This window comes from Citrobacter sp. On2M (genome assembly GCF_018035235.1).
Classification (GTDB): domain Bacteria; phylum Pseudomonadota; class Gammaproteobacteria; order Enterobacterales; family Enterobacteriaceae; genus Citrobacter; species Citrobacter meridianamericanus.
On the sequence record NZ_WPCV01000002.1, the window covers coordinates 76,998 to 100,037 of the forward strand.

Consider the following 23,040-nt stretch of genomic DNA (forward strand, 5'->3'; position numbering starts at 1 on the left):
ACTGAACGTGTCACCTTCAGAACAGAGTTTATGGCGGGGATTCGCCATTATTGCCCGTTACCATGAGACAGCCGTCAATATTGCCTCACTGAGATCCCGGTTCTTCACGGATGAGAACCATGATCTTACCCTGCAGTTTGTCCGGGCGGTCAGAAGCTGCGGGCTAAAATGCCGCCATGTCGCGAACCTGGAAGCGGGCTGCAGGATCCCCCTGCCGGCATTAATTGAGGTACCGGAGCGGGGATATGTGGTGGTGCTGGCCATCAGGGACGGGAAATGGCTGATACAGGGAGAGGAGGGGGCCGAGATTCTGGCACCGCGACAGGATATTCGCTATGCCGGTTTTCTCTTCACACGCCGTCTGTCCTTGGAAAACATTGAGCGGGAATTTAACCTGCGCTGGTTTGCCCGGGCGTTTATGCGTTACAAAAAACTGCTCGGCGAGATCCTTCTGGCTTCTTTTTTTATTCAGTTGCTTGCTCTGGTCACGCCGCTGTTTTTTCAGGTTGTTGTGGATAAGGTGCTGACGCACCAGAGCCTGACCACGCTCGATGTACTGGCCATTGGTATGCTGGGTGTCTGTCTGTTTGATGTGTTGCTGGGTGGACTTCGAAACTATCAGCTGGCCCACACCTCACAGCGTATTGATGTCACCCTGAGCTCTCTGCTGTACCGTCATCTTCTGGCGTTGCCGCTGGCTTATTTCCGACAGCGGCAGGTGGGGGTGACCGTGGCGCGGGTGCATGAACTCAGGACGGTGCGGGAATTCCTTACCGGTAATGCGCTGACTCTGTGTCTTGACCTGTTGTTCACCCTTGTTTTCTTCGTGGTGATGGCGCTGTACAGCATACCGCTGACTCTGATCGTCATTGTCTCGCTGGTTCCCTACGCCATTCTCTCCCTGACGATCACTCCTGAATTACGCCGGCGTCTGGATGTCCAGTTTCAGCAGGGGGCCCGTAACCAGGCTTTTCTGGTTGAGAGTATTACCGGGATCGAGCCGGTAAAAGCGATGGCAGTTGAAAATCAGATGGGACGCCGCTGGGATGAACAAATCGCGGCCTATGTCTCCGGGTGTTTCCGCACCCAGAATCTGGGAAATGTGGCAGGCCAGCTGGCGCAGCTTATCGGTAAAGCTACCAGTGTGGCCATTCTCTGGTACGGGGCACAGCAGGTCATTCAGGGGGAATTAACGGTGGGGGCCCTGATTGCCTTCAATATGTTTGCCGGCCAGGTCAACGCACCGGTATTGCGGCTGGTCCAGCTGTGGCAGGACTTTCAGCAGGTTTCCGTCTCTGTGAAACGGCTGGGCGATATTCTGAATGTGCCGCAGGAAAAGGCGCAGGGCAGCACGGTGACGCTTTCCGCAATCAAAGGAGCTGTTCGCTTCAGGGAGGTGAGTTTTGCTTATCAGCCCGGTATGGCACCGGTTGTGGACCGTGTGACACTGTCGGTCAGGCCCGGGGAGGTGATTGGCATTGTGGGCCGTTCCGGCTCCGGGAAAAGTACGCTGACCCGTCTTATTCAGCGTCTTTACATCCCGACCGGGGGGCAGATTTTTATTGATGGCACGGACAGTGCAAATATCGATCCCCGCTGGCTGCGCCAGCAGACCGGCGTGGTACTCCAGGAGACGCAGCTCTTCAACGGCACTATTCGCGACAATATTGCTCTGGCCATGCCGGATGCCCCGCTGGACAGCGTGATGGCAGCAGCCAGACTTGCCGGCGCACATGATTTCATCAGCGAATTCCCGGCCGGTTACGACACCCCCGTCGGGGAACAGGGCGGGCAGTTGTCCGGCGGGCAGAAACAGCGGATCGGCATTGCCCGGGCACTGATGACCCAACCGCGGATCCTCATCCTCGATGAGGCCACCAGTGCGCTGGATTATGAATCTGAGGAAATTATCCAACGCAATATGGCTGATATTTGCCGCAACCGGACGGTATTTATTATTGCGCATCGTCTGTCCACCGTGCGGCAGGCCGGGCGGATAATTGTGATGGAAAAGGGCGAAATCGCAGAACAGGGTTCCCACCATCAGTTGCTGCAACGTGACGGTATTTATGCCCGTCTGCACCGGTTACAGGCGAAGATGGATGATGAAGCGTAACTATCGTGAGTTTTTACCTGCTGTACTGGAGATTCAGGATACCCCGCCCTCTCCGGCAGGACGGTTTATTCTCTGGGGCGTCATGCTGTTACTGACATTGTCCGTCTGCTGGGCCGCGCTGGGACAGGTGGATATTGTGGCCATCACACGGGGAAAAGTGGTGGTCACCCTGCTGTCACGGCCCGTCAGCAGCGCCGTGACAGCCGATATTGCCAGAGTTTACGTGCAGGATGGACAGCATGTTGAGAAAGGCAGTCTCTTGATCCAGCTCAATGATGGCCAGCTGACGACCCGGCGTCAGGAAAACCGTCTTCGCCAGCAGATTAACCGGCTGAACATCCGGCGACTCGGACTGCTGCTGATACGTGTCAGGAACGATCCTTTATCGACGGACAGGCTGACTGACGGGATAACGTCTGATGTGGCACTTCCTCTGGAAAATCAGGTCTCTGCCCGTCAGGAGTCAGAAGCAGAGGCGCTGCGTCGGGAGATACAGCGTTATCGTAATAATCAACAAACCCTGCATGCACAGATGGAAGGCTATCTGGCCCAACAGGATATGGCCGAAAAACAGCTGGTTATCTACCGTAAACAGTTTACTGCCCTGCAGGCACTGTTTCAGCGGGGAAGTACCAGTGAAGACAGCCTGCTTGAAATCCGTAAACGTCTTCTGGAGGCGGATTACAGTGCCCTGGCGGCGGGAGCAAAGGTCAGGGAAATTCAGGCCAGTCTGGATCTGTCTGAATCAGAAGAGGCGAGCTACCGTGCTGGCAAAATTCAGGAGTGGGAACAGGATCGAACGGATCTGGTGACCGAAAATGCAGTACTTGAAAGTCAGCTGGCCCAGCTTGAGGCGGAACTGAAGTTATACCAGTTAACCGCACCGGTCAGTGGCAGGGTGGATGCACTGGTTTACCGTGATGCAGGAGCGGCAGTAGAGGCGACGCAGGAACTGCTGAAAATTGTCCCGGAAGGCGAGAAGCTCAGCGCAGAAGTTCTGGTCAGTAATCAGGATGTGGGTTTTTTACACTCGGGCCAGCGAGTGACGGTCAAGGTGGATACGTTTGATTTTACACGCTATGGCTGGGTGGAGGGTACGTTAATAAAAGTGTCAGCAGATGCAGTGGAAGATAAGGAGCGGGGCCTGCTCTACCGGGCGGTAATTCAACTGGATGAAACTGATATGGTCGTGGACGGAAAATCGCGCCGGCTGGAGCCGGGGATGTCGGTCTCGGCGGAGATAAAAACCGGTAAAAGGACAATCCTGAGTTATCTGCTGAGCCCGGTTCTGGAGGCGATAGACGGTGTGGGGAAGCAGCGTTGAGCCGTTTTCGGTGAGATGATGCAAGGCGTTCCCGCCCCGGGAATGAACGCAATCGTGATGCGCTTAAGACAAAAGGGAAACATTAAACCGAACGAAAATTGTTCAGAAAAGACCCGTAATAGACTGTAGAAGTAGAACTGGTTGAGTCACTGGAGGATATTGGCGATCTCGGTATCGGGCTTCGGGCCTCACTAAATTTTTATTATCAGCAGGAAGCATGGGATACACCACGGATATCATTAATGACTGGGCATACACGATATTTTTCCGAAGAAATGATATGAATGCCGAAGTTTAATGGAGATATCTACCGGAAGGCTGTGGTGAAGCCGTTAAATGTTTTCTGAAACAGAACGGAGAAAAATATGAAGAAGAATTACCCTGCGGTGTTTGAAACGGGAGATATTGTTTTTACCTGTATCGGTTCATCCTTGTTCCGTGAGGTGTCAATGGCCTCCCGGTGTTGGTGCAATCATGTCGGGATCATCACTGGACATAACCGTGACGATTATTTCGTGGCTGAAAGCCGCATTCCATTCTCCGGAGTTACCACCCTGTCTGCTTTCATTCAGCGCTCTGCCGGTGAACGTTATTCCGTACGTCGTCTGCAGGGAGGGCTGAACGTGGAACAGAAGCTGGCTGTTATGCAACAGATGCCCGCTCATCTGCATAAATTGTACCATACTGGGTTTAACTACGATTCTTCCCGGCAGTTTTGTTCAAAGTTCGTGTTTGATATTTACAGGGAGGCATTGGATATTCATGTTGGTAGTGTTGAAACCTTTGGTCAGCTACTGAAGAACAACCCGGAAGCCGGCCTGAGATTCTGGCGGTTCTGGTTTCTGGGTTTTATTCCGTGGGAAAGGAAAACGGTCACACCCGCCAGCATATGGCAGCACCCGGCACTTGAGCGGATTTATGACAGTCCCGAAACGGTCGGGAAATGAAATAATTACATACATGTCGGTGTGCTCAAAAGTCAGGGGGGAGGCTGCCAGATTAGAGGTGAGTGGCAACTTTCAAAAGGTATCGGCTAAAGTTCAGAATGATATAATCGATTTTGAAAAGTTTTAGTTTTGTCGCTAGTATAACTTTTTGTTGGCATTGCTTGTTATGAATTTTAGGTGTTTAAAAAATCATTCGAATAATGAACTCACTTAGTATGTTCAAAATTGAGCATATTTGTGAGCTATTTATTTTTGGGGAGAATCCTCCCCTTTTTATATATTCTTTTTGGGTTTCTATTTGAACGCCATTATAATATGAGCTCTTCTGAAAGAGCTATGAAATCATAACGGTCATAAAGCCCCAATTTTGCTATCAAGCAGTCTCGTGAGTAAAACAAGCTATGTGGACATGTATGCATTTTTACCGACAACTTCTGTATACTGTACCCTTTCATAAGTAGTTCAAGTAACATCCTTTGCCTCTTTTCTAGACCTTTTTGCATAATTCCATTAGAACTGGAGTATTCTTCATGTTTCTTATATATATTATCTATCCTGCCGATTAAAGATTCGATTGAGTTATCTGAGCTTATCCAGTGCAGTAAAGTTAGTCGTGACTGTTCCTTTATTCCAAACAATACACATGGGATCTTTCTTAGTTTTGGATTTGTATACATCATCCGTCTCAGATTCCAGACGTTGGCAAGTTGTCTTGTTCGAAATGTTCGCAAGCGTATAGTCATGTCCACAATTATTAGTGCTGGCCCGGAAGGGGGGGCTTTCATTTCAATATGGGCTACTACTTCTTCGTAGCTCTCTACATTGATGATTTCTACATCTGACATTTTCTCGTGTAACTCAAGGTTACTAAAGCCTTTCCTGGTAAATGCGCAAGGGCTGATGATAAACAATTTTTTCATGCTGCATGCCGTAAGTTATTGGAAGAGAGTATTTTAAATATTTAACTTGATAGACAATGATAGTTTTAGCTAACTAATACTTTTTATACTATAAATATATATATAGTTATTGTCTTAATATCATACACGACAGGTCATTGATTTCTGGCCTTGGTTTTACATTTTTATAGATTCACTATGTTTTTTTATTCAATCTTTATCGTTTTAATCTATCTTTATATTTATAATATTGTTTGTTTTTGTCGGGGTTGCTAAATTATTACTTTTGTATGCTGAAAATCAGCATTGATGTAAAATTACCGTGCTTTCGTGTAATGAGTATTTTGTATTGATGGTGATAATCAATGAAATTTAATGATCTGCCTGGTGCCATCAGATTCTACGACTCATTGATGGAATTCCTGGGCTATCCAAAGGCAGGCCGTAACGAAGAAAATGCCCCGGGGGATGTTTTGTGAAAATTACACAAACGGACTGTGCGTCGGAAGGCCGTTCAATCAGCTGCCGGCGAGCGGGGGTAATGGAACGTCATGGTGGTTATGAATGCCCGCTCGTTTGAGCATATCCAGCAATTGTATGTACTTGCGCTCAGCTTTGGCGCCAGAGATAAAGTTTCTCCGGGTCACAGGCCGCAATATGGCCAAGGATTTTATAGCGCATATGAACGCGATCCGGATGGAAACAAGTTAACGTTTGTCTATTACGATAATGTGGGCTAACTTGTTCACATATTGGTAACAAATGTCGTGAGCATTACCTTCAAAAATTCTCTCCCGGATCACATTTTTTCTCTCAGGTTTTTCCCTTACATAAAACAGTTGTTATTATTTATTGCGTAAATACCTTTCAACTTTCACCGAGGCTTTGATGCTGGAGAATGTAATCATCAGATAATCAGTTTTCCGGACTACTCAGAACGGACTGATTATCTTTGCGCTTAAACTTTACGCGAACATCTGCGGATGTTGGTTCGTTTTTGCTCATGATGATTAACAGGTTTTCCAGTATGAATTTATCCCGTCAAGAACAGCGTACCTTACACGTGCTCGCAAAAGGTGGACGTATTGTGCACGTCCGTGATGCTCCTGGCCGCGTTACCTCTGTTGAATGCTATAGCCACGAAGGACTGTTGCTTGCCGATTGTACGCTCGTCGTCTTCAAAGAACTCAATACCAAAAAAATGATCAAGTCCGTCAAGGGTCGGCCTTACCGCATCAACACCACCGGGCTTAACAACGTTCGTTCACAGTCCGATAACTGTTAAGGAAAACTTTATGGATCTCAGCACTCTAATTTCTGTTTCCGGCCGACTGCAGCTCTCTGCTGAAGAAAGCAAAATACCCTGGGACGAACCTGCGTTCAGCCAGCGCATGCTGGAAAATCATTTGTCGCAGGAACATGACTGGGCCAGTCGCAGACAGACAGTGATTGAACAACAGGTTGCATGGATAGCCAGTCAGCTACCTGCTGGCGCACGCGTTCTGGATCTTGGCTGTGGCCCCGGCTTTTATACTCACCGGCTGGCAGAACGTGGATTTAGGTGCACAGGTGTGGATTTTTCACCGGCCTCTATAGAATGGGCACGACAGCAGGCGCAGGCCGCTGATCTGAACATTGATTATATCCACCAGGATATTCGTAATTACAGGCAGGACGCACCCTTCGATTTCATCATGATGACGTTTGGAGAGCTGAATGTCTTTAGCGCTAATGATGCTCAAAGCCTTATCAGTGGTTGCGCGCAGTGGTTGAAACCGGACGGCAAACTGCTCATTGAACTCCATACCTTTGATGAAGTTAAACGTCAGGGCATGGCGTCAGCGAGCTGGCAGCGTTGTCCGAATGGGTTGTTCCTTGCGGTTCCTCATCTGCTATTAACCGAAAATGCCTGGGATGAAGATGGAAAAATAAGCTCGACACAGTTCTGGGCCATAGATGAAAGATGTCGTATCACCCGTTTCGGTAGTCAGATGATGGCCTGGCGGGATGCCGACTTTGCCTGTCTCATCGGTAATGCTGGCCTGAGCGTGGTGCAATGCCTGGACAGCAACGAATGGCCGGTCGGTGAAACTTTTGAGGGCAAACTTTTTGCACTGCTGGCTGAAAAATCAAAATCTCCGCAAGTGAGCCCACTGAATATGTCATTTGAGATGGAATGAATGGATACCGTTAAGGAGAGCATTATGACAACACACAGCTTTACCTTGCACATCACCGATGAGAGCGATGTAAGTACTATCTCGGAAGTCGAAACCCGCGCATTTGGATACCGAAAAGAGGCCGATTTGGTGGCCTCTTTATTGGAGGACGAAAGTGCATGTCCGAACTTATCTCTGCTCGCCCGCCATCAAGGCAAAGCGGTGGGGCATATTTTGTTTACCCGGGCCACATTCAAAGGTGCAAATGAGGGGCCACTGATGCATATTCTTGCACCCCTGGCGGTCATTCCTGGATACCAGGGCATGGGGGTGGGGGGATTGCTGATACGCACCGGCCTGGAGCACTTGAGGTTGATGGGAAGTCAGCTGGTTTTTGTACTCGGCCATGCTACTTACTACCCACGCCATGGATTCATACCTTGTGCTGAAGACAAAGGGTATCCAGCACCTAACCCTATTCCCGAGAAACACAAGGCCTGCTGGATGATGCAATCACTTTCTGCTCTGCCAATAAATCGTACCGGGACAATTCAATGCGCGCAGGCCTTAATGAAACCCGAGCACTGGCGTGAATAGGAGTCTTATTAAGCACTTCAAATGAATAACCTCATAACAGGAGTTGAGTAATGGATATTCCGCGCCTTTTTACGATTCGCGAGGGTCAACACAGCATCCATAATCCGTTCACATCGTAAAAATACGATACGCTAGGCCGCGTATTACTCATGAAGTCTGGTACGGGCATTCTCGATCTTGGCAGCGGCTCAGGAGAGATGTTTTGCACCTGGGCGCGGTGAACCTTACTGGCCTCAGGTCCATGCGACTGAAGAGATTGCTCAGGTTTGCGGTATTTTATCCTTGTCAGACTTTTTCACTATGCCAGAACTTGTTGCCTCTTTTGACGACTGTGGCTATGACCTGGTGGGAATGGTACTTATAGGCAAGGACGCCTGGGACAGATACGAAGCGGCTAAATGGGTTACTATGCGCGACTGGCTGGAAGAAAACACTGAAGATGACTTTGTACAGGAAGTTCGTGCAGAACTAACCATTGCGCCGAAACGACATATAAATATACAGGTGAATACGGTGGCTGATGCGTGTTTGAATGAAGGGCATGCTAACGAAGAAGACCGCCGACAGGTGAAAGCTGCCGGGGGTATACGATTCAGGGTGCTATAATGCTAAAATTAATAAGAAATTATGAAAATGCTATCGTGGTTTTACATGAAATATATGGTATTAATGAGCACATAAAAGAAGTATGCGCAGAATACCATGAGAGAGGGTTTGATATTTATTGCCCCTCTCTGTTTGAACATTGCATCCCATATAAGTATGAGCAACAGGAGCAAGCTTACAAAAATTTTGTTAATGTATGTGGTTTTAATGAAACAAAAATAAATCTATTACTTAGTGATATTAGGGGCAGGTACAAAAAAATAATAATAATAGGATTTAGCGTAGGTGCCACTATTGCCTGGCTTTCGGGAGAAAGTAACCTATGCGATGGAATTGTATGTTATTACGGTTCACGTATAAGAGATTACACTGATATTATGCCATCATGCCCTGTTCTGGTTATTCTGGCTCAATTCGAAAAGTCGCTTGATCCGTCTAATCTGCAAAAAAAAATGGCTGGCAAAACAACAGTTACATGTCATGTACTCAATAGTCATCATGGCTTTTGTGATCCTTATAGTGAAACTTATAACTACAGAAACTCAGAGATTGCAAGAAATTTGACAAATGGGTTTGTTGACAAAATTGTGAGTTAACAAAATGATATGCGGGATTATTTCAGGTATGAAAGCATCTGAAGTTCATCATTTGGTCGTTTCGGAAAAATGAATTACTGTCAAAAGTACAGAGTTTTCAGGAAGTTTTGCATTCTACTGAGACTCGTGCCAAATGCAGATAACCTTTCAGATAAAAAATGTCGCTGATCAACTCACTCTTGCAAACTTATTGATACACAATAATTTTCTTGTTTTCATCATTAGAACCGCAAAAATGAGTGCATCTGAAGGATAGTGATGGATATTTTGTAGGCGTCAGCTATATAGTTGATGAGAATCCATTACAAAAATTACTTGTTAATTAAGAAATATTAATAACCTTGGTATATAACTTCATCTTACAAGCTTCTGATTTAGCCTCCGCATACCTTCTATTAATAGATAGATTTGCTACCCATTGAGCCTGGTTCCACAGAATTAGTGCATGGTAGTAATCTCCATTACATTCCGCTTCAATGGCTGCATGATAGAGTTGAGACCACAAGGTTTTTGAATATTTAACCATATCGATAACCATTAATTTGAAATTAATAGCATAATAACACTGAGGTGTATCGCAATCCGATATAAAGATATGACTAAACATCATGATGATCTCAGTTATAACAAAGGATATATAATTATGGAATAACAAAATGAGATTATATGCGATAGCTTTATAGGAGGCAAAGGGAAAGAGATGGCATGAGTAATACGATGATTTAAATGAATAAAAGTAATAAAAAAATGGCTCATTTTAGATAACTTTGTTGTAAGCTAAGTATAAAAAAACGGAGTCATACGAAATGAAAAGAGCAAAATGTGTATTCGATAGCATTGTAATCTGGATTGAAAAAAATATAAAAGAAGATATTGATGTGAATGATATTGTATCTAAATCAGGATATAGTAAGAGAAATGTACAATACTTATTTAAGAAGTTTCTTGGTTATGGTATACATACCTATGTAAAGAACAGGAGACTAAGTTTATCGGCTAAGCTATTAAAAATAACTAAAATGCCAATAATTGAAATATGCAACATATATCATTTCGGCTCCTATCAATCGTTTAACCGTGCTTTTAAGATTAAATTTGGAATACCACCGGCCAGGTATAGAAGAGCTGAAAATTGGCTTTTAAGCAGGTATACAGGTAACGCTGCGATAGAGAGACCAAATATGATATCAAGGCCAGTTTTACTTCCTTGCTTAGAAGTTATGTCAACAAATAAGGAGTTTAAAGTAAATTTTAGTGATGGCAACTATAATAATGGTAATGATGAGGACAATATGGCTGAAATAAAGAGATACGTACGTACGTTAGTGTTGCATAATAAAAATGCTAAAAAAAGTAACCTTATGATAATATACAGGATCGGTGTATGTGCAAAATCGAATATTACTCTAAATGTCACAGTGCTTGAAGTGAAAGATGCATCCAATGATGCCTCTTTACAGAGGCAAACTATTGGCGCTGGGATGTACTACCTTTTTCATTATGAGGGAACATGGGGAGAATATAACAGTTTGTCAGACTATGTATACTTGAACGAATTACCCATGCTGAATATGAACAGGAGGAATGCTTTTGATATAGAAATATACGATATTCGTGCCATGCGAGAGAAAACAAAATTAATAGTAGATCTTTACGTTCCAGTATCTCCTGAAATTACTGGAACGTAGGAGTAATTTGTCTGGGAGTAAGGCCAAAGTGTCGCTTAAATGTTTTAATGAAATATGAGGATGAATTATAGCCGACTTTATAAGCTATGGTATTGATATTGTAATCAGACATAGTAAGAAGCTTGAGACTATGCATCATCCGTGCATCGGTAAGAATATTCATAAAAGTAGTACCTTCATTTTCTAGTCGCTTACGCAAAGATATCTCACTTATAAACATCTCTTCGCTAATCATACTAATCTTCCAGGGCTTGGATAAGTCTTGTGAAATGATATCTAAAACTTTATCGGTTGTAGTGGGTTTGACTACACAAGAGATTGAACGGATGATATTAATGTCAAATTCCAGAAGAAAATGTAAAACAATTGGTAAAATTAAAGCCATGGTTTCTTTTGGCTTCGTAATACGAATACCTTCATTAATATATTTTTTTAACCTGTCAAAGAGATAGGTATCCTCGGGCACAGTTTCTCTTAAATAAATTTTCTTGCCAGACATATTTTCAATGCTTTTGATATCAAAAACTTGCAAAAGAAAACCAAATACAAAGCGCATGGTGCTGTCATCAAGAGAGATTATTGCTGGAAAATTTCCACAAGAAACTCTGACTTTCAATAACATATTCTTCTCAACAAAAACAAGAGTATTTGGAGGAATTGCTATTAATGTATCATCAAAAGATATCTCTAATCCCTTGCTTGATGTAAGGAAGAGGAGGCAATGGTGAATTCTGATATTATTTAGTTGTATAATTTTTGTGTCGTCCATTTACTTAATCCTTGTTTAATGACTGAGTATTTAACTTACTGAAATCAAGAGCAATAACGAGATATAAAAATGTAAATAAAGTTTGATTCAGAAGAGATAGGCTCTCCCTATGCCAGAAATAGATGTAATGATGATACAGAAGAAAAATCACATAAAATTATCGGATAGCGCAATACGGCCACGTGCAGCTAATAAAGATACTAAACTGGTAGGATGTCTGGTTTAAGGTCATACTGAGAGATAGGGGGAAAATTCATTTTTTAGTTATGAACAGTCAGATTTAATAAGACGCAGGGTAAGATAATAAGATTAGTAAAAATGTTCAGATTTTTTTGTAAGATGAATGCTGCTGATGGCAGATGATTTCTTTTTCTTAATGGTTAAATAAATACGCTTAACATCATTTGAGTAAAGAAGCCTGCGCTGATTTTGAGTCTCGCTAATTTTAAAACCGGCATTGTATGCACCTACGGCTTGCCATGTCCTGCCGAATTTTCTAAAAGCAATAGCTAAATAATATGCTCCTGTATAAATGTTAAGGCAACTATCATTCAGAAGCCGGTGAGGTGTAATGCCGTAAGTTTTCAGTTCATTAAAATGCTGGGAATCGACCTGCATGAGACCCGTTCCGTATCCACCATGAGGGTTTTGACCAATTGCATGTTTGTCAAGTCGGGATTCTTTCCACGCTATGGCCAACAGAAGGTCTGGATCAATTTTGTAATACCTGCCCGCCCTGACATAACAGCTTGTTGCATATGCTATATCAGATAAAAAAAGCAAGCAATGAATACGAGAGAAAGAGCAGTACGAAGGTTAAATAAAGTTAAAGGATATTTCATAAAGTGATACTAGTTCGAATTATTAGTCAATCGTCTTATTATTTACCTATGCTGTTTAAAAGGAGATGTTTTTATAGAAAAAAACTAAAGTGCAATAAATTTATCAAAATGTCTCAAGGGGAGGGTAAATATAAAAAAATATAAATAACGGTTAGTTAACTAGAATCCAGATTGAAAGTAAGTATATTGTAAATGAGAAGAACGGTAAAACGAAGATAAAAGGTATTTCTACTACAAAATGAACTGAGCGCGAGAAGAAAGCATCGCACAGTTTGTGGCGGTAGCGTGGTTGTTTAAGTAAATAAGAAAGGAGAAGGAAATTATGTCAGAAAACTTGATGCTAAAAGGATATGTGACTGGCAGAATTATTGCTGAATCAATATGCAAGAAATGCAAAAAATATCTTCGTACCAACGATGGAGTAACTGCTGTCGAATATGCAATTGTTGTTGCAGGTGTGGCTGCAATTGTTATTGCCATTTTTGGCGCTGGTGGACCTGTAGAGGATGTACTGAAAACTACATTTACTAGCCTTAAAACGAAGGTTACAACTCTTATAGCTGGCAGTGGTGGCGGTACACCGTAAGTGAGCTGTTGAGTTGAATTAAGAGTAAAATCTAGAACGGTTAATTACATGGGATACTGAGGATGAAACGGAAATTTGTCATAATATATATATTGATGATTGTTGTTGGCGTAATTGGCTTATTTAGCTTTAGCAATGACTCAGTTAAGGAAGCTGGTTCCGAAGTTCCCATGAACGAGCAAGCAGTATTAGTTGAAGTAAAAAAAGCAGTGGCAACTCATAATCTTGTCAAGGGTAAGATTATCGATAAAAATGATTATAAAATTGAAGTAACAAAAGTCAGTAAAGCCGATGCTGAAAAATTTAAAAATGAAAATACAGAAAATTTGCTTGGATGGGCTGTAAAAGATGCCGTATCAGAAGGTAAGACATTAAGCATATCTTCTGGTGATCTAGCTCGTCCTGAAACACAAGAATTTTACGAGCTATTCACAATCCCTGGTAATATAATATATACTTTTTCCTTAGGGAAATCAGATAGCTTTTTGCTTGATAATGTAAAGGCAGGAAGTGGAATTGATGTGTATTTGATATACGGCTTCGAGCAACGTGGTGACATTTCTCAGGAACAAATTATGTCACCTCCATCATCAGTAATGAGGCGAGGTTTAAAACGAATTATTCAGAATAAAAAAGTGCTGGGTATCCATAGAGCAGATAAGCAGAAGAAAAATGGAATAGAAAACGTTGCAGATGGAAGCCAGATCGTTGTTGAACTGAATGAACAAGATATAAAGCTTCTAAAGGCATTAGAATTAAATACGCATCTAATACTCTTACCAGCAAGTGATAAGGAAATTACCAATGATAACATCAATATCGATGACTACCTGCCTGTTTATGAAGGGAGTCCGTTTGAAAATCAATACGCATTGCCAGAAGTTCCAATAGACGATATGCATAATAAAACAACAGGTAGTGGTGTGAACGAGTTAAGAGGCTAGGAAAAAGCATATCACTCCAAAAAAATTTTATGGTTATCTGACGTGTGTCCAGTTTAAAGGGAATAATATATGCGGACCAAATTGTTCTGTGTCGTCCTGATGATGGTAATTTCTGCAACAAGTTATGCTGAGCAGCTCTATTTGAAACCTGGGAGCTCGAAGCAAATCAATACAAGGGAAAATATAAAAACAGTTTTTATTTCATCCCCTGATATTGCCGATTATAAAGTGATCAGCAAAAAATCAGTAGTTCTCTACGGCAAAAAAAATGGCTTGGCCGAAATATCAGTCTATAACGGTTCTTCTAAAGTAATTTATAATGCAAATCTGAGTGTGGACCCATTCTTGCCTGATCTTTCAGCAAGAATTAAGCAGCAGTATCCGAAGAGCGATGTTTCGATAAAGAGATATAATGATAATAATGGAAAATCATCTTATCTCCTTACCGGTATGGCAGAAAGTGAGGAAGTTAAGGACAGCATTTACCAGATGGTTGGTAGCCTTGTTGGTACTACCCCTACAGAAGTAAAAATTAAAGCTGATATGGAAATGGCGATAAACAGTGATGACATACCATTTGCCAGCTATAAAAGGTACGACAATATAATCAATAAAATTGAGTTGCCATCATCAAATCAGGTAAATGTCAAATTAACAGTCGTCGAAGTAAGTAAAGAATTTACAGATAATTTAGGTATTGAATGGAGTAGTTTGACTTTAGATAGCATGCTTAAGGGTGACAGTTATACAGCAAATTCACCGGGAACATTTAATCTATTAGGATTCAAACATGGCTTTGACGCACGCAATATTAGCACTTTAATCAATGCCGTACAAAATGATAATATTGCAAGAGTGCTTGCACAGCCAAATTTAACAGTTCTATCAGGTGAGTCTGCTAACTTTCTTGTTGGAGGTGAAATTCCAATTTTAATGCAGGACAGAGATTCAACAACTGTAACTTATAAAGAGTATGGCATACGATTGAATATAGCTGCTAAAGTGGAACGGAAGAATAAGATAAAACTGTTTATTTCTAATGAGGTTAGTAGTGTCACTGGGACATACGGATATAATAATTACCAGATTCCGACATTAAAAACGCGAAAATCAAATTCCACAATAGAGTTAGCGGATGGTGATAGCTTTGCTATTGGGGGCCTGCTTAATGAAGCCGATAAAGAAGCATTGACACAGGTACCTTTTATTGGGGACATCCCTGTATTAGGCGCTTTAGGAAGAAGAACAAGTACTGAGCGTACCAAGACAGAGTTGGTTGTTTTTGCAACAGTGAATTTAGTAAAACCGGTTTCTTCATCTCAAAGGATTGAGATTCCATCTTTTCAGAGAACATCTTCATCAAAGTTATTTTTTAATGTTGGTGTTAACGATAAGGCCCGAGATAATAGGCTGGAGAATGAGGTTGTTACTTTCCTGGATAAGGTTGGATTCACGAGATAGAGAATACAAATGAAATTGTTCCGTAGTGATAATGAAACTGAAAATAGCGATCTTGAAGCGAAGATTATTCGGGATAAGAATAAAGTTGTTGTAATTTCCACAAATTCATCAATTCAGAGTGAAATTTGTAGCATTTTGAAGATGCATAATATCGGAAAGGTTGTTTCCAAGAAACAATACATAAACGAATTTCGTGAAGATGAGACTACAAGAGATGCCGGCTGGTATATAGTTGACATTGAAAGTGAGAAAGATTTATCGATAATTAACGACATCATCGTCATGGGAATACCAAATGACGTAATGTATGTTCTCATCGGTGATACCGATTCAATTACTTTCTCTTCAGAGTTATTGAAGTTTGGTGCAAGATACCTGTATAAAAATACACAACTAGGTTCTGTAGCTGATATCATTCTTAACTCAAAAGGAAAGTCAGTAGACAGAATTTCGTTAAACGTCAGTATATTAGGTTGCAAAGGAGGGTGTGGTAATACCACTATCGCCAGTGGTTTATTTTCTTCGATAGATAAGTTTATTAGTGCACCTGTATTATATATACAAGGAGGTAGCGGAAGTCGAGACCTTGATTTAATATCGAGTGAAAATTTAGGGATCAGTATACAAGAGGCTAAAATACAGAAAACTAGTTCCACAAAGTCAGTGAAGATAGACAGTGAAGTGGCTCGCTTTGATTATGACAATCCAGTGTATCAGCAATATAATATAAATATTTTTGACCATAATATCTCACGTGCTTCGCCTGAAGAACTTGAGATTGTCTTTAACAGGACTAATGTTTTTGTATTGATAGTTGGCAATAACTTCTCATCATTCAGAACAGCCAAGAAAATAGTAGATGAATATAAAAAATTTGAGTTGAGAACTAAGAGTAGACCCAAAAGAATTATAATATGTGTCAATGAATACACAGTTAGAACAAGTCGTGATAAATTTTCGAGAGAAGATATTGAAGATTTCCTGGAAAGGAAAGTTGATATGTATCTTCCCCATATTAATTCTGATAAAAGAGCTAAAGAATTTAATGAAGAATTAAATATCCTTAATTCACTGATTTTTGCGAAAGAAATAAAAGATAAAGAGTCAGGAAAAGGATTGTTTTCTTGGTTTAAAATTCTATCTAAAAGCTGAGCATGAGCATTAAATGGACTTCAACGAAACATACGATATTGATGTTTTAAGATTCTTCAGAGAAAGTATTTTTAGACGTCTGGATCTTGATAAGATCGATGCTGTTAAAAATGACAGAACTGAACTGGAAGAGGAAGTTAGTAATGTCCTGCAGCTGGTTTCGCTTGATAATGGTCAGTTTATATCAAATCAAGTCCAGCAAAATATAATCAAAATGGTTTGTGATGAGATCTCTGGTTATGGCCCATTAAATGATCTCATGGAAGATGATTCCATCAGTGATATTCTGATAAATGGACCCAACCAGGTCTATGTAGAAATTGGTGGAAGACTTGAAAAATCGAATAAATATTTTCTTGGCAATCAGCAGCTTACTGATATTGCCAGAAGGCTTGTATCAAAAGTTGGACGAAGAATCGACGATTCACAACCCCTCGTTGATGCGCGCTTGCCCGATGGGAGCCGATTAAATGTAGTTATCGCTCCTGTGGCTTTGGACGGCACCAGTATGTCCATTCGTAAATTTGGCAAGGGAAAAAAAACCTTAGGTGATTTAATCAGCTTTGGTAGCATCGATGAGTTAATAGCTAATTTTCTTGTCATTGCAGCCAGTTGTAAAATTAATATCATTATTTCAGGTGGAACAGGCTCAGGTAAAACAACTCTTCTAAATGCGCTTTCACAATATATTAATGATTACGAACGGATTGTAACTTTGGAAGATGCGGCTGAATTAAAACTGATTAAACCGCATGTTGTAAGACTGGAAACTAGAATGGCTGGTTCCGAGAACCAAGGCGTGGTTTCAATGCGGTCATTAGTAATCAACTCTTTGCGTATGCGACCTGACCGGGTCATAGTTGGTGAGTGCCGTGGTGAAGAAGCATTCGAAATGTTGCAGGCAATGAATACCGGGCATGATGGCTCGATGTCGACGCTTCATGCCAATACGCCGAGAGATGCATTGTCCAGACTTGAGAGCATGGTAATGATGGCTAGTGCAACATTGCCTCTAATGGCGATTAGAAGGAATATTGCATCAGCGATCCATCTAATAATTCAGGTATCAAGAATGCCAGATGGCTCACGTAAAGTAATGAATATTACAGAGGTAATGGGTATGGAAGGAGAGAATATTATTCTCCAGGATATTTTTACCTTTGAGCCTGCAGCAGAACGTGATGAACATGGTAAAATTCAAGGTGAATTTGTATTTCATGGTCTTTTAAAACGTTCGGTTGTATATCGACAGAGTATAGTTTACGGATTAACTGATACACTGGTTGAATTATTTGGTGGGCGGATATTATGAAATATTTATTCCTAATGCTTATTATACTTGGTTTAATCAATATATTCGCATTTTATATCTATTTGAAAAAAGTTGAGAAAATAAAGACTGAAAAGTCACGCCGAAATATATTCATAAACAAAAATAGTAAGAGCTTATACATTGTACTGATTGATAGGGTTTCATTTATATTTTCTGAATATAAACGAAGAGTCAGTTCTATTATAAGAGGCGCTAAATTAAATATAGCAGTGCCATATTTATTAGCATTTTGCATTGGAATGTTTATAAATACAGAATATATTAAATTTAATAAGTTTGTAGTGGCGATTGTTTTAATTGTATTTCTCCTTGTTGTTTTTTATAAAAAAGGGCAAAAAAAGTTAAGAGTGGAATTTGAGGATGGGTTTTCGGAAGCGCTCACTATCATAAATAGTTCGCTTAGTTCAGGTAATACCATATTGTATGGTATAGATAAATGTGGCCAAAAAATTTCTGGAATTGTGGGTGAGGAATTTAAGATGATGTCACGACGTCTCAGTATTGGTGAAGAACCACAACAGATATTTCTTGATTCTTATGAACATTTGCCATACCGCGAATATTATTTCTTTATACTTGCTGTGCTACTTAATATTAATGGTGGGGGGCAAGTGAAAGAAGTTATGTCACGACTTAGTAAATTAATTACGGATAGCAAAGTTATGGAGAGAAAAAAATATGCCATGACTGCGGAGGCTCGTATGTCAGTTAAAGTTCTGGCTTGTATACCTGTAGGTTTTACTTTCATTCTTAAAATATTAAGTCCGGAAAATTTCGAAATATTAATTAATCATCCAACAGGACAGCTGATTTTATATTATGCAATAGCAAGTGTTTTGTTCGGACTTTTCATTGTCTGGAATATGATGAATAAAGCAGTCTGAGGTATCTATGTATACAATGATTATGTGCGGCTTCGTTATTTTTGGGGTTATACTACTTATACATAGATTACGAAGTGATATTCGACGGAATATTATCAAGGAAAAATTATCTGGTGCTAAGGCCAAGAGTAAAACGAATCAAGAAAATCCTGAGCCGGTATTAATTAAGATTCAAAAACGTACCAGTAAAGCTATCACTGCAATTGATTTTTTTGAAGAACAGTCTTTTTTAAAAATTGCTCTTGTTGTTTTAATTAATACTATCGCTGTTTTAATTCACTATTTTGGCATATTTAATTTTTCTTTTAAGACAGGAGTCATTTTATGCACATTTTCAATATTTATGGTGATTCTAGTCCCTGCGCAGGTTAAAAAGAAAATATCTTCTCAAAAAACCAAAAAAATCAATATAGATCTGCCCTATGCTATTGATATTATGGCAATATGTGTAAGGTCAGGTATGACTATTGAAAGTTCATTCAATTACATAGCTAAGAATATCAATAATATTAACCCTGATATCGCTATTTTATTTGAACGTACGGCCCTGAAAACAGAAGTCAACGGCATCTCGCAGGCTCTCGATCAACTGTATGAGGAGGTCCCAAGTACAGAGATTCGTATGTTTTGTTCTACCTTACAGCAAAGTGTTTCGTTTGGTTCATCGATCTATCCCGTACTTGTTGAACTGTCGAAGGAAATAAGGGAGATGCAATTGATTGCTGTTGAAGAAAAGGTTGCAAGTTTATCAGCGAAAATGTCTGCACCAATGATTTTATTTATTATGTTTCCGATTCTTGCAATTGTGGCTGGCCCTGGGTTTATTAGGATGTTATCTATATGGTCAAATTAATTATAAGTTTATGTTTTGTTTTTTTACTTGCGGCATGTAGTACAAATCAGGGATTGAATAATGATGACAAGGAATATATTCTAACAAAAGTAAACAATTATCAGGGGCTAATTCAGTTTTATCGTGAACAATTAAGTAAAAAAGATACTACCGAAGTAAGATTTAAACTTTGTGAAATTTATAATAAGGTTAATGATATACCTTCTTCACAAAGCTGCCTTCGTGAGTTGCTTAATAATTCGCCTACTGATAAGTCCTACTTGTTAGCTGCTAAAAATTATCTAATTCTTGAGGATGATGATAGTGCATTAGTAATGGTAAAAAAGGCGCTTGAAAAAGAACCAAATAATGGAGACGCTTATAATGTAAGAGGAGAAATTTTTGCCAGAAAAGGTGCATACGAAGAAGCAAAGAAGGATTTTGAAAAAGCCAGGTCATTATTTGTAGCAGAAGAGATTGTCAATAATAATCTAGCTATGCTTGCTATTTTAGAACAAGATTATTCATTGGCATATTCATATCTGATGCCTTTATATTCGCGAGGTTATAATTCTCCAGAAATAGTACATAACTTAATTTTTGTACTAATTAAAAAGGGAGATTATGTTACAGCCGATTCTCTGATTCGCCAGAATTCCCTTGATGATACGACGGGAGCATTGGCTTCAAGACTTGCAGATATCAATCCAGTATTGAAATCTCACTCAGAACAAACACTTGTAAGAGATGAAAGACGAACAAGTAAAGATACGGATACTAAACCAATGCCAATAAAAAAAGATAGTCAATTGGCAAGTTCAAAATTATCAGCTTATACAGAAAATGAAATTACTAATATACTAATTGGAGATCATGGTAAATTCGTTCGTTTTGTTTTTATAAGCCCGCAGCCAATTAAAGGTATAACTAATCAAGGGAAGAAAGATAATCATGTTTCATTAATAATTAATGATGTAAGAAATAATAAAGTAATTGATAGAGCTATTGGTGATATAAGAAAATTCACGAGGTCTATAAATGCTATTTCTGTGAAGGAAGTCGGTGGTTCACTAGATTTAAGCTTTGATACAACACGTCAAATTAAAAGAGTACGTGTATATAACTCTGCGTTATCTAAAATTTCTACTAATAAGTTAGTTTTTGATATAATTTATAATTGAAAGGAGTTACAACATGAGTAAGTTAACTGATTCTCTGGATTCTTTAATGACGCTTGATGGCGCTATTTGTGCTGCAGTCGTTGATACACGTAATGGCATGATTTTGGGTCATGTTGGTTCGGGAATTGACATTGAAATTGCTGCGGCAGGTAATACTGATGTAATCAAAGCCAAAATTAAGACAATTAAACTTCTCGGTATTAATGAAGTGATTGAGGATATTCTTATCACGCTTGAAAATCAGTATCATATTTTACGTCCATTACAGAAGGTTGATTCTGTATTTATTTATCTGGTTCTTTCCCGGCGTGACAGTAACCTGGCTCTTGCTCGTCGAAGAGTTATGGATGTTGAGGGGACTGTCGAAAATATTTAACTGCTGGAAATTTGGTTCATGAAAAATGACTATAAAATCTTGTTCATCGGTCGTACGGGCGTGGGCAAGACAACCGCAATTAATGCAGTGAGCCAAAGTAAAGTCATTGCCACTGATGTGGCAATGACAACAGGCTACAGCGAGCAAAAAAATACGACTACCGTTGGATTAGATTATGGGGAATTTACGGTTAAGCATTCCAATCAGAATTATTTAATGCGTTTGTATGGTGTACCTGGACAAGAACGATTTGCCTATTCATGGGAAATTTTACAAAAAGGTTGTTCCGGAATTATTCTGCTTGCTGACGCTACTCATAAATCATTGGTTGACGATATCATTTATTATACAAACTCAATTAAGAAGAGTTCTGGTGTAACGCCAATGGTTATCGCAATTATGAAGCATGATTTACTCAATACATTAGAGAAACAGCAACTACAAAGCCGCATTGACGAGACAGCCGGTGATTTTCCGATGTTTTGGATTGATGCCAGAGCTTCAGAAACGATTGAGAATGTCCTAAATAAGTTGTTGCATATGATTACAGGTTCAGGAGCTTGATATGCCTACCAAACAAGGTCTGCCGTTTCCACTGCGTACCAGATTTAATAGTACAGAAGCTGATCCTCTGTCAGAACAAGAGGTAGAGCCAGATAATTCTCTTCATCCAAGAGAAGATGAGCATGAGTATCCCCTACCTGTGGATGAGTCTGTTATCAGTGAAGAAATCAAGAATCGCCTCGATCAGACCTTAAAGATGTTTGTTAAAAAATATCCAGATATCCAGAATGTTATTTTGACAACGGTTGATGGGTTTGAGGTATCTTCGGTTTTGGAAGAGTATCAAAAAGAAAGTTTACGTCGCGTTGCTGCGATGTCAAGTTCACTACAGTCGATTGGCTCTGCAATGCTTCAGGAGATTGGTGCCCCGACATACCAATATCTTTATCTCAACAGCGCTAAGCGTTCTGTTTTTATTTATTTAATTTCGGGTAAATCGATGGAACTTGTGCTGATGGCTATTTCTGGAGAAATAGATTCTTTGGGACAGGCTTTGTGGTTAATTAATAAACTTTCCGATGATATTAAATCGTATATCTAACTTTGGAGGATATATATGGTACTCAACTATAGTATCATGAAGGTGGCATTGATTTTATGTGCAGGTGATATGAGTTCTGGTTTTATACCGTTAAAACCAGTTCTGGATAATCGTGAACAGCTAATCGAAGAACGTTTGGATTTTTATCTACGAAATGTTCCGGAGAAGTATACTTTATGGAATGAACAATTATCTCAGCATATTTCAGACCCTTCCATTAGGGAAAGTATACTTTGTGATATCGCCTTCTTGGTTAATGCCGATATGATTTCTGGTGCAATACCACTAAATCCAGTTCTGCTTGAGCGAGATGCTTTGATTCATCAGTATTTTGATTCTTACTTACACATTATCACTGAAAAATCCTCTGGTATCAATCTTAGTCAGAACAGAATATCCATGAGTAACACTGTTGAACAGATTGTTTTGTCTATTAAAAAGACTGTTACTAAAAAGAAACGTAAGGGTATAAGAAGTAGAAGACGTTAATTATGTTTTTCATTTACGGATTGATCTGCCTCTGCGTCGTTCATGCGATGATTACAGATGTTATATATAGAAGGATATATAACTATAATTCTGTAATTATCATTTTATTATCTATATTGTTATTTTATTGCAGAGCTGAGTTATCTCTATTTGT

Annotated in this window: 21 protein-coding genes and 4 pseudogenes; 22 read left to right on the plus strand and 3 right to left on the minus strand. The window is 40.2% G+C overall.

From position 1 onward, the window contains the following. Positions 1-7: 7 nt before the first annotated feature. The 3 genes from On2M_RS02565 (at position 8) to On2M_RS02575 (ending at position 4,387) form a co-directional block, all read left to right on the plus strand. Positions 8-2,116 carry a type I secretion system permease/ATPase gene (locus On2M_RS02565; protein WP_210904299.1) on the plus strand — a complete coding sequence of 703 codons (2,109 nt, stop codon included), beginning with the start codon at positions 8-10 and terminating at the stop codon, positions 2,114-2,116. Continuing rightward, positions 2,103-3,440, plus strand: coding sequence for an HlyD family type I secretion periplasmic adaptor subunit (locus On2M_RS02570; protein ID WP_210904300.1), 1,338 nt, complete (start codon positions 2,103-2,105; stop codon positions 3,438-3,440). Before On2M_RS02565 ends, On2M_RS02570 begins: the two co-directional genes overlap by 14 nt. A 365-nt stretch (positions 3,441-3,805) precedes the next feature. Beyond that, complete coding sequence (locus tag On2M_RS02575; RefSeq protein WP_210904301.1) at positions 3,806-4,387, plus strand: YebB family permuted papain-like enzyme; 582 nt, start codon at positions 3,806-3,808, stop codon at positions 4,385-4,387. Positions 4,388-4,695: 308 nt separating this feature from the next. Here On2M_RS02575 and On2M_RS02580 read toward each other — a convergent pair whose 3' ends face one another. Further along, positions 4,696-5,307, minus strand: coding sequence for a hypothetical protein (locus On2M_RS02580; RefSeq protein WP_210904302.1), 612 nt, complete (start codon positions 5,305-5,307; stop codon positions 4,696-4,698). 344 nt (positions 5,308-5,651) lie between these two features. Between On2M_RS02580 and On2M_RS24155 the strand changes: the two are divergent. The 7 genes and pseudogenes from On2M_RS24155 to On2M_RS02610 all read left to right on the plus strand — a co-directional run bounded on the left by On2M_RS24155 (position 5,652) and on the right by On2M_RS02610 (position 10,932). Next, positions 5,652-6,026: pseudogene (locus tag On2M_RS24155) on the plus strand (VOC family protein). Between the two features lie 287 nt (positions 6,027-6,313). Next, positions 6,314-6,571: a YjhX family toxin gene (locus tag On2M_RS02585; protein WP_109188169.1), complete on the plus strand. Its 258-nt coding sequence runs from the start codon at positions 6,314-6,316 to the stop codon at positions 6,569-6,571. A 10-nt stretch (positions 6,572-6,581) separates the two neighbouring features. Further along, positions 6,582-7,415 (plus strand): annotated as a pseudogene (locus tag On2M_RS02590) (class I SAM-dependent methyltransferase); the annotation flags it as partial. A gap of 75 nt (positions 7,416-7,490) precedes the next feature. Beyond that, positions 7,491-8,042 carry an N-acetyltransferase gene (locus On2M_RS02595; RefSeq protein ID WP_210904653.1) on the plus strand — a complete coding sequence of 184 codons (552 nt, stop codon included), beginning with the start codon at positions 7,491-7,493 and terminating at the stop codon, positions 8,040-8,042. 95 nt (positions 8,043-8,137) lie between these two features. After that, a pseudogene (locus On2M_RS02600) lies at positions 8,138-8,563 on the plus strand (hypothetical protein). Positions 8,564-8,647: 84 nt separating this feature from the next. Continuing rightward, a complete protein-coding gene (locus On2M_RS02605; protein WP_210904304.1) occupies positions 8,648-9,244 on the plus strand; it encodes a dienelactone hydrolase family protein in 597 nt (198 codons plus the stop codon). Between the two features lie 806 nt (positions 9,245-10,050). Then, positions 10,051-10,932 (plus strand): helix-turn-helix domain-containing protein, encoded by an 882-nt coding sequence (locus tag On2M_RS02610; RefSeq protein ID WP_210904305.1) that lies wholly within the window; start codon positions 10,051-10,053, stop codon positions 10,930-10,932. Here On2M_RS02610 and On2M_RS02615 read toward each other — a convergent pair. Then, positions 10,919-11,701, minus strand: a complete 783-nt coding sequence (locus tag On2M_RS02615) for a helix-turn-helix transcriptional regulator (RefSeq protein ID WP_210904307.1) — start codon at positions 11,699-11,701, stop codon at positions 10,919-10,921. The two genes, On2M_RS02610 and On2M_RS02615, sit on opposite strands and share 14 nt — an antisense overlap. A 384-nt stretch (positions 11,702-12,085) precedes the next feature. After that, a pseudogene (locus On2M_RS02620) lies at positions 12,086-12,509 on the minus strand (transglycosylase SLT domain-containing protein); the annotation flags it as partial. A 356-nt stretch (positions 12,510-12,865) separates the two neighbouring features. Between On2M_RS02620 and On2M_RS02625 the strand changes: the two are divergent. The 12 genes from On2M_RS02625 to On2M_RS02680 all read left to right on the plus strand — a co-directional run bounded on the left by On2M_RS02625 (position 12,866) and on the right by On2M_RS02680 (position 22,886). Next, positions 12,866-13,129: a Flp family type IVb pilin gene (locus On2M_RS02625; protein ID WP_210904309.1), complete on the plus strand. Its 264-nt coding sequence runs from the start codon at positions 12,866-12,868 to the stop codon at positions 13,127-13,129. Positions 13,130-13,191: 62 nt separating this feature from the next. Next, positions 13,192-14,073: a hypothetical protein gene (locus On2M_RS02630; protein ID WP_210904310.1), complete on the plus strand. Its 882-nt coding sequence runs from the start codon at positions 13,192-13,194 to the stop codon at positions 14,071-14,073. A gap of 69 nt (positions 14,074-14,142) precedes the next feature. Next, positions 14,143-15,534, plus strand: a complete 1,392-nt coding sequence (locus tag On2M_RS02635; RefSeq protein WP_210904311.1) for a pilus assembly protein N-terminal domain-containing protein — start codon at positions 14,143-14,145, stop codon at positions 15,532-15,534. A gap of 9 nt (positions 15,535-15,543) precedes the next feature. After that, a complete protein-coding gene (locus On2M_RS02640; RefSeq protein ID WP_210904312.1) occupies positions 15,544-16,686 on the plus strand; it encodes a hypothetical protein in 1,143 nt (380 codons plus the stop codon). Positions 16,687-16,699: 13 nt separating this feature from the next. Further along, positions 16,700-17,998, plus strand: coding sequence for a CpaF family protein (locus tag On2M_RS02645; RefSeq protein WP_087052299.1), 1,299 nt, complete (start codon positions 16,700-16,702; stop codon positions 17,996-17,998). Next, a complete protein-coding gene (locus tag On2M_RS02650; protein ID WP_210904313.1) occupies positions 17,995-18,903 on the plus strand; it encodes a type II secretion system F family protein in 909 nt (302 codons plus the stop codon). The genes On2M_RS02645 and On2M_RS02650 overlap by 4 nt, the downstream gene beginning before the upstream one ends. A 7-nt stretch (positions 18,904-18,910) precedes the next feature. After that, on the plus strand, positions 18,911-19,756 hold the full coding sequence (locus On2M_RS02655) for a type II secretion system F family protein (RefSeq protein ID WP_210904314.1): 846 nt from the start codon (positions 18,911-18,913) through the stop codon (positions 19,754-19,756). Then, on the plus strand, positions 19,744-20,916 hold the full coding sequence (locus On2M_RS02660; RefSeq protein ID WP_210904316.1) for a tetratricopeptide repeat protein: 1,173 nt from the start codon (positions 19,744-19,746) through the stop codon (positions 20,914-20,916). The genes On2M_RS02655 and On2M_RS02660 overlap by 13 nt, the downstream gene beginning before the upstream one ends. Before the next feature lie 13 nt (positions 20,917-20,929). Then, positions 20,930-21,292, plus strand: coding sequence for a hypothetical protein (locus tag On2M_RS02665; protein ID WP_044329178.1), 363 nt, complete (start codon positions 20,930-20,932; stop codon positions 21,290-21,292). 18 nt (positions 21,293-21,310) lie between these two features. Beyond that, the gene (locus tag On2M_RS02670; protein WP_210904318.1) at positions 21,311-21,856 is read left to right on the plus strand and encodes a GTPase; all 546 of its coding nucleotides are present in this window, start codon (positions 21,311-21,313) and stop codon (positions 21,854-21,856) included. Position 21,857: 1 nt separating this feature from the next. Continuing rightward, a complete protein-coding gene (locus On2M_RS02675; RefSeq protein WP_087052294.1) occupies positions 21,858-22,397 on the plus strand; it encodes a roadblock/LC7 domain-containing protein in 540 nt (179 codons plus the stop codon). Between the two features lie 15 nt (positions 22,398-22,412). Continuing rightward, the gene (locus On2M_RS02680) at positions 22,413-22,886 is read left to right on the plus strand and encodes a hypothetical protein (protein WP_210904320.1); all 474 of its coding nucleotides are present in this window, start codon (positions 22,413-22,415) and stop codon (positions 22,884-22,886) included. The last annotated feature ends 154 nt before the right edge of the window (positions 22,887-23,040 follow it).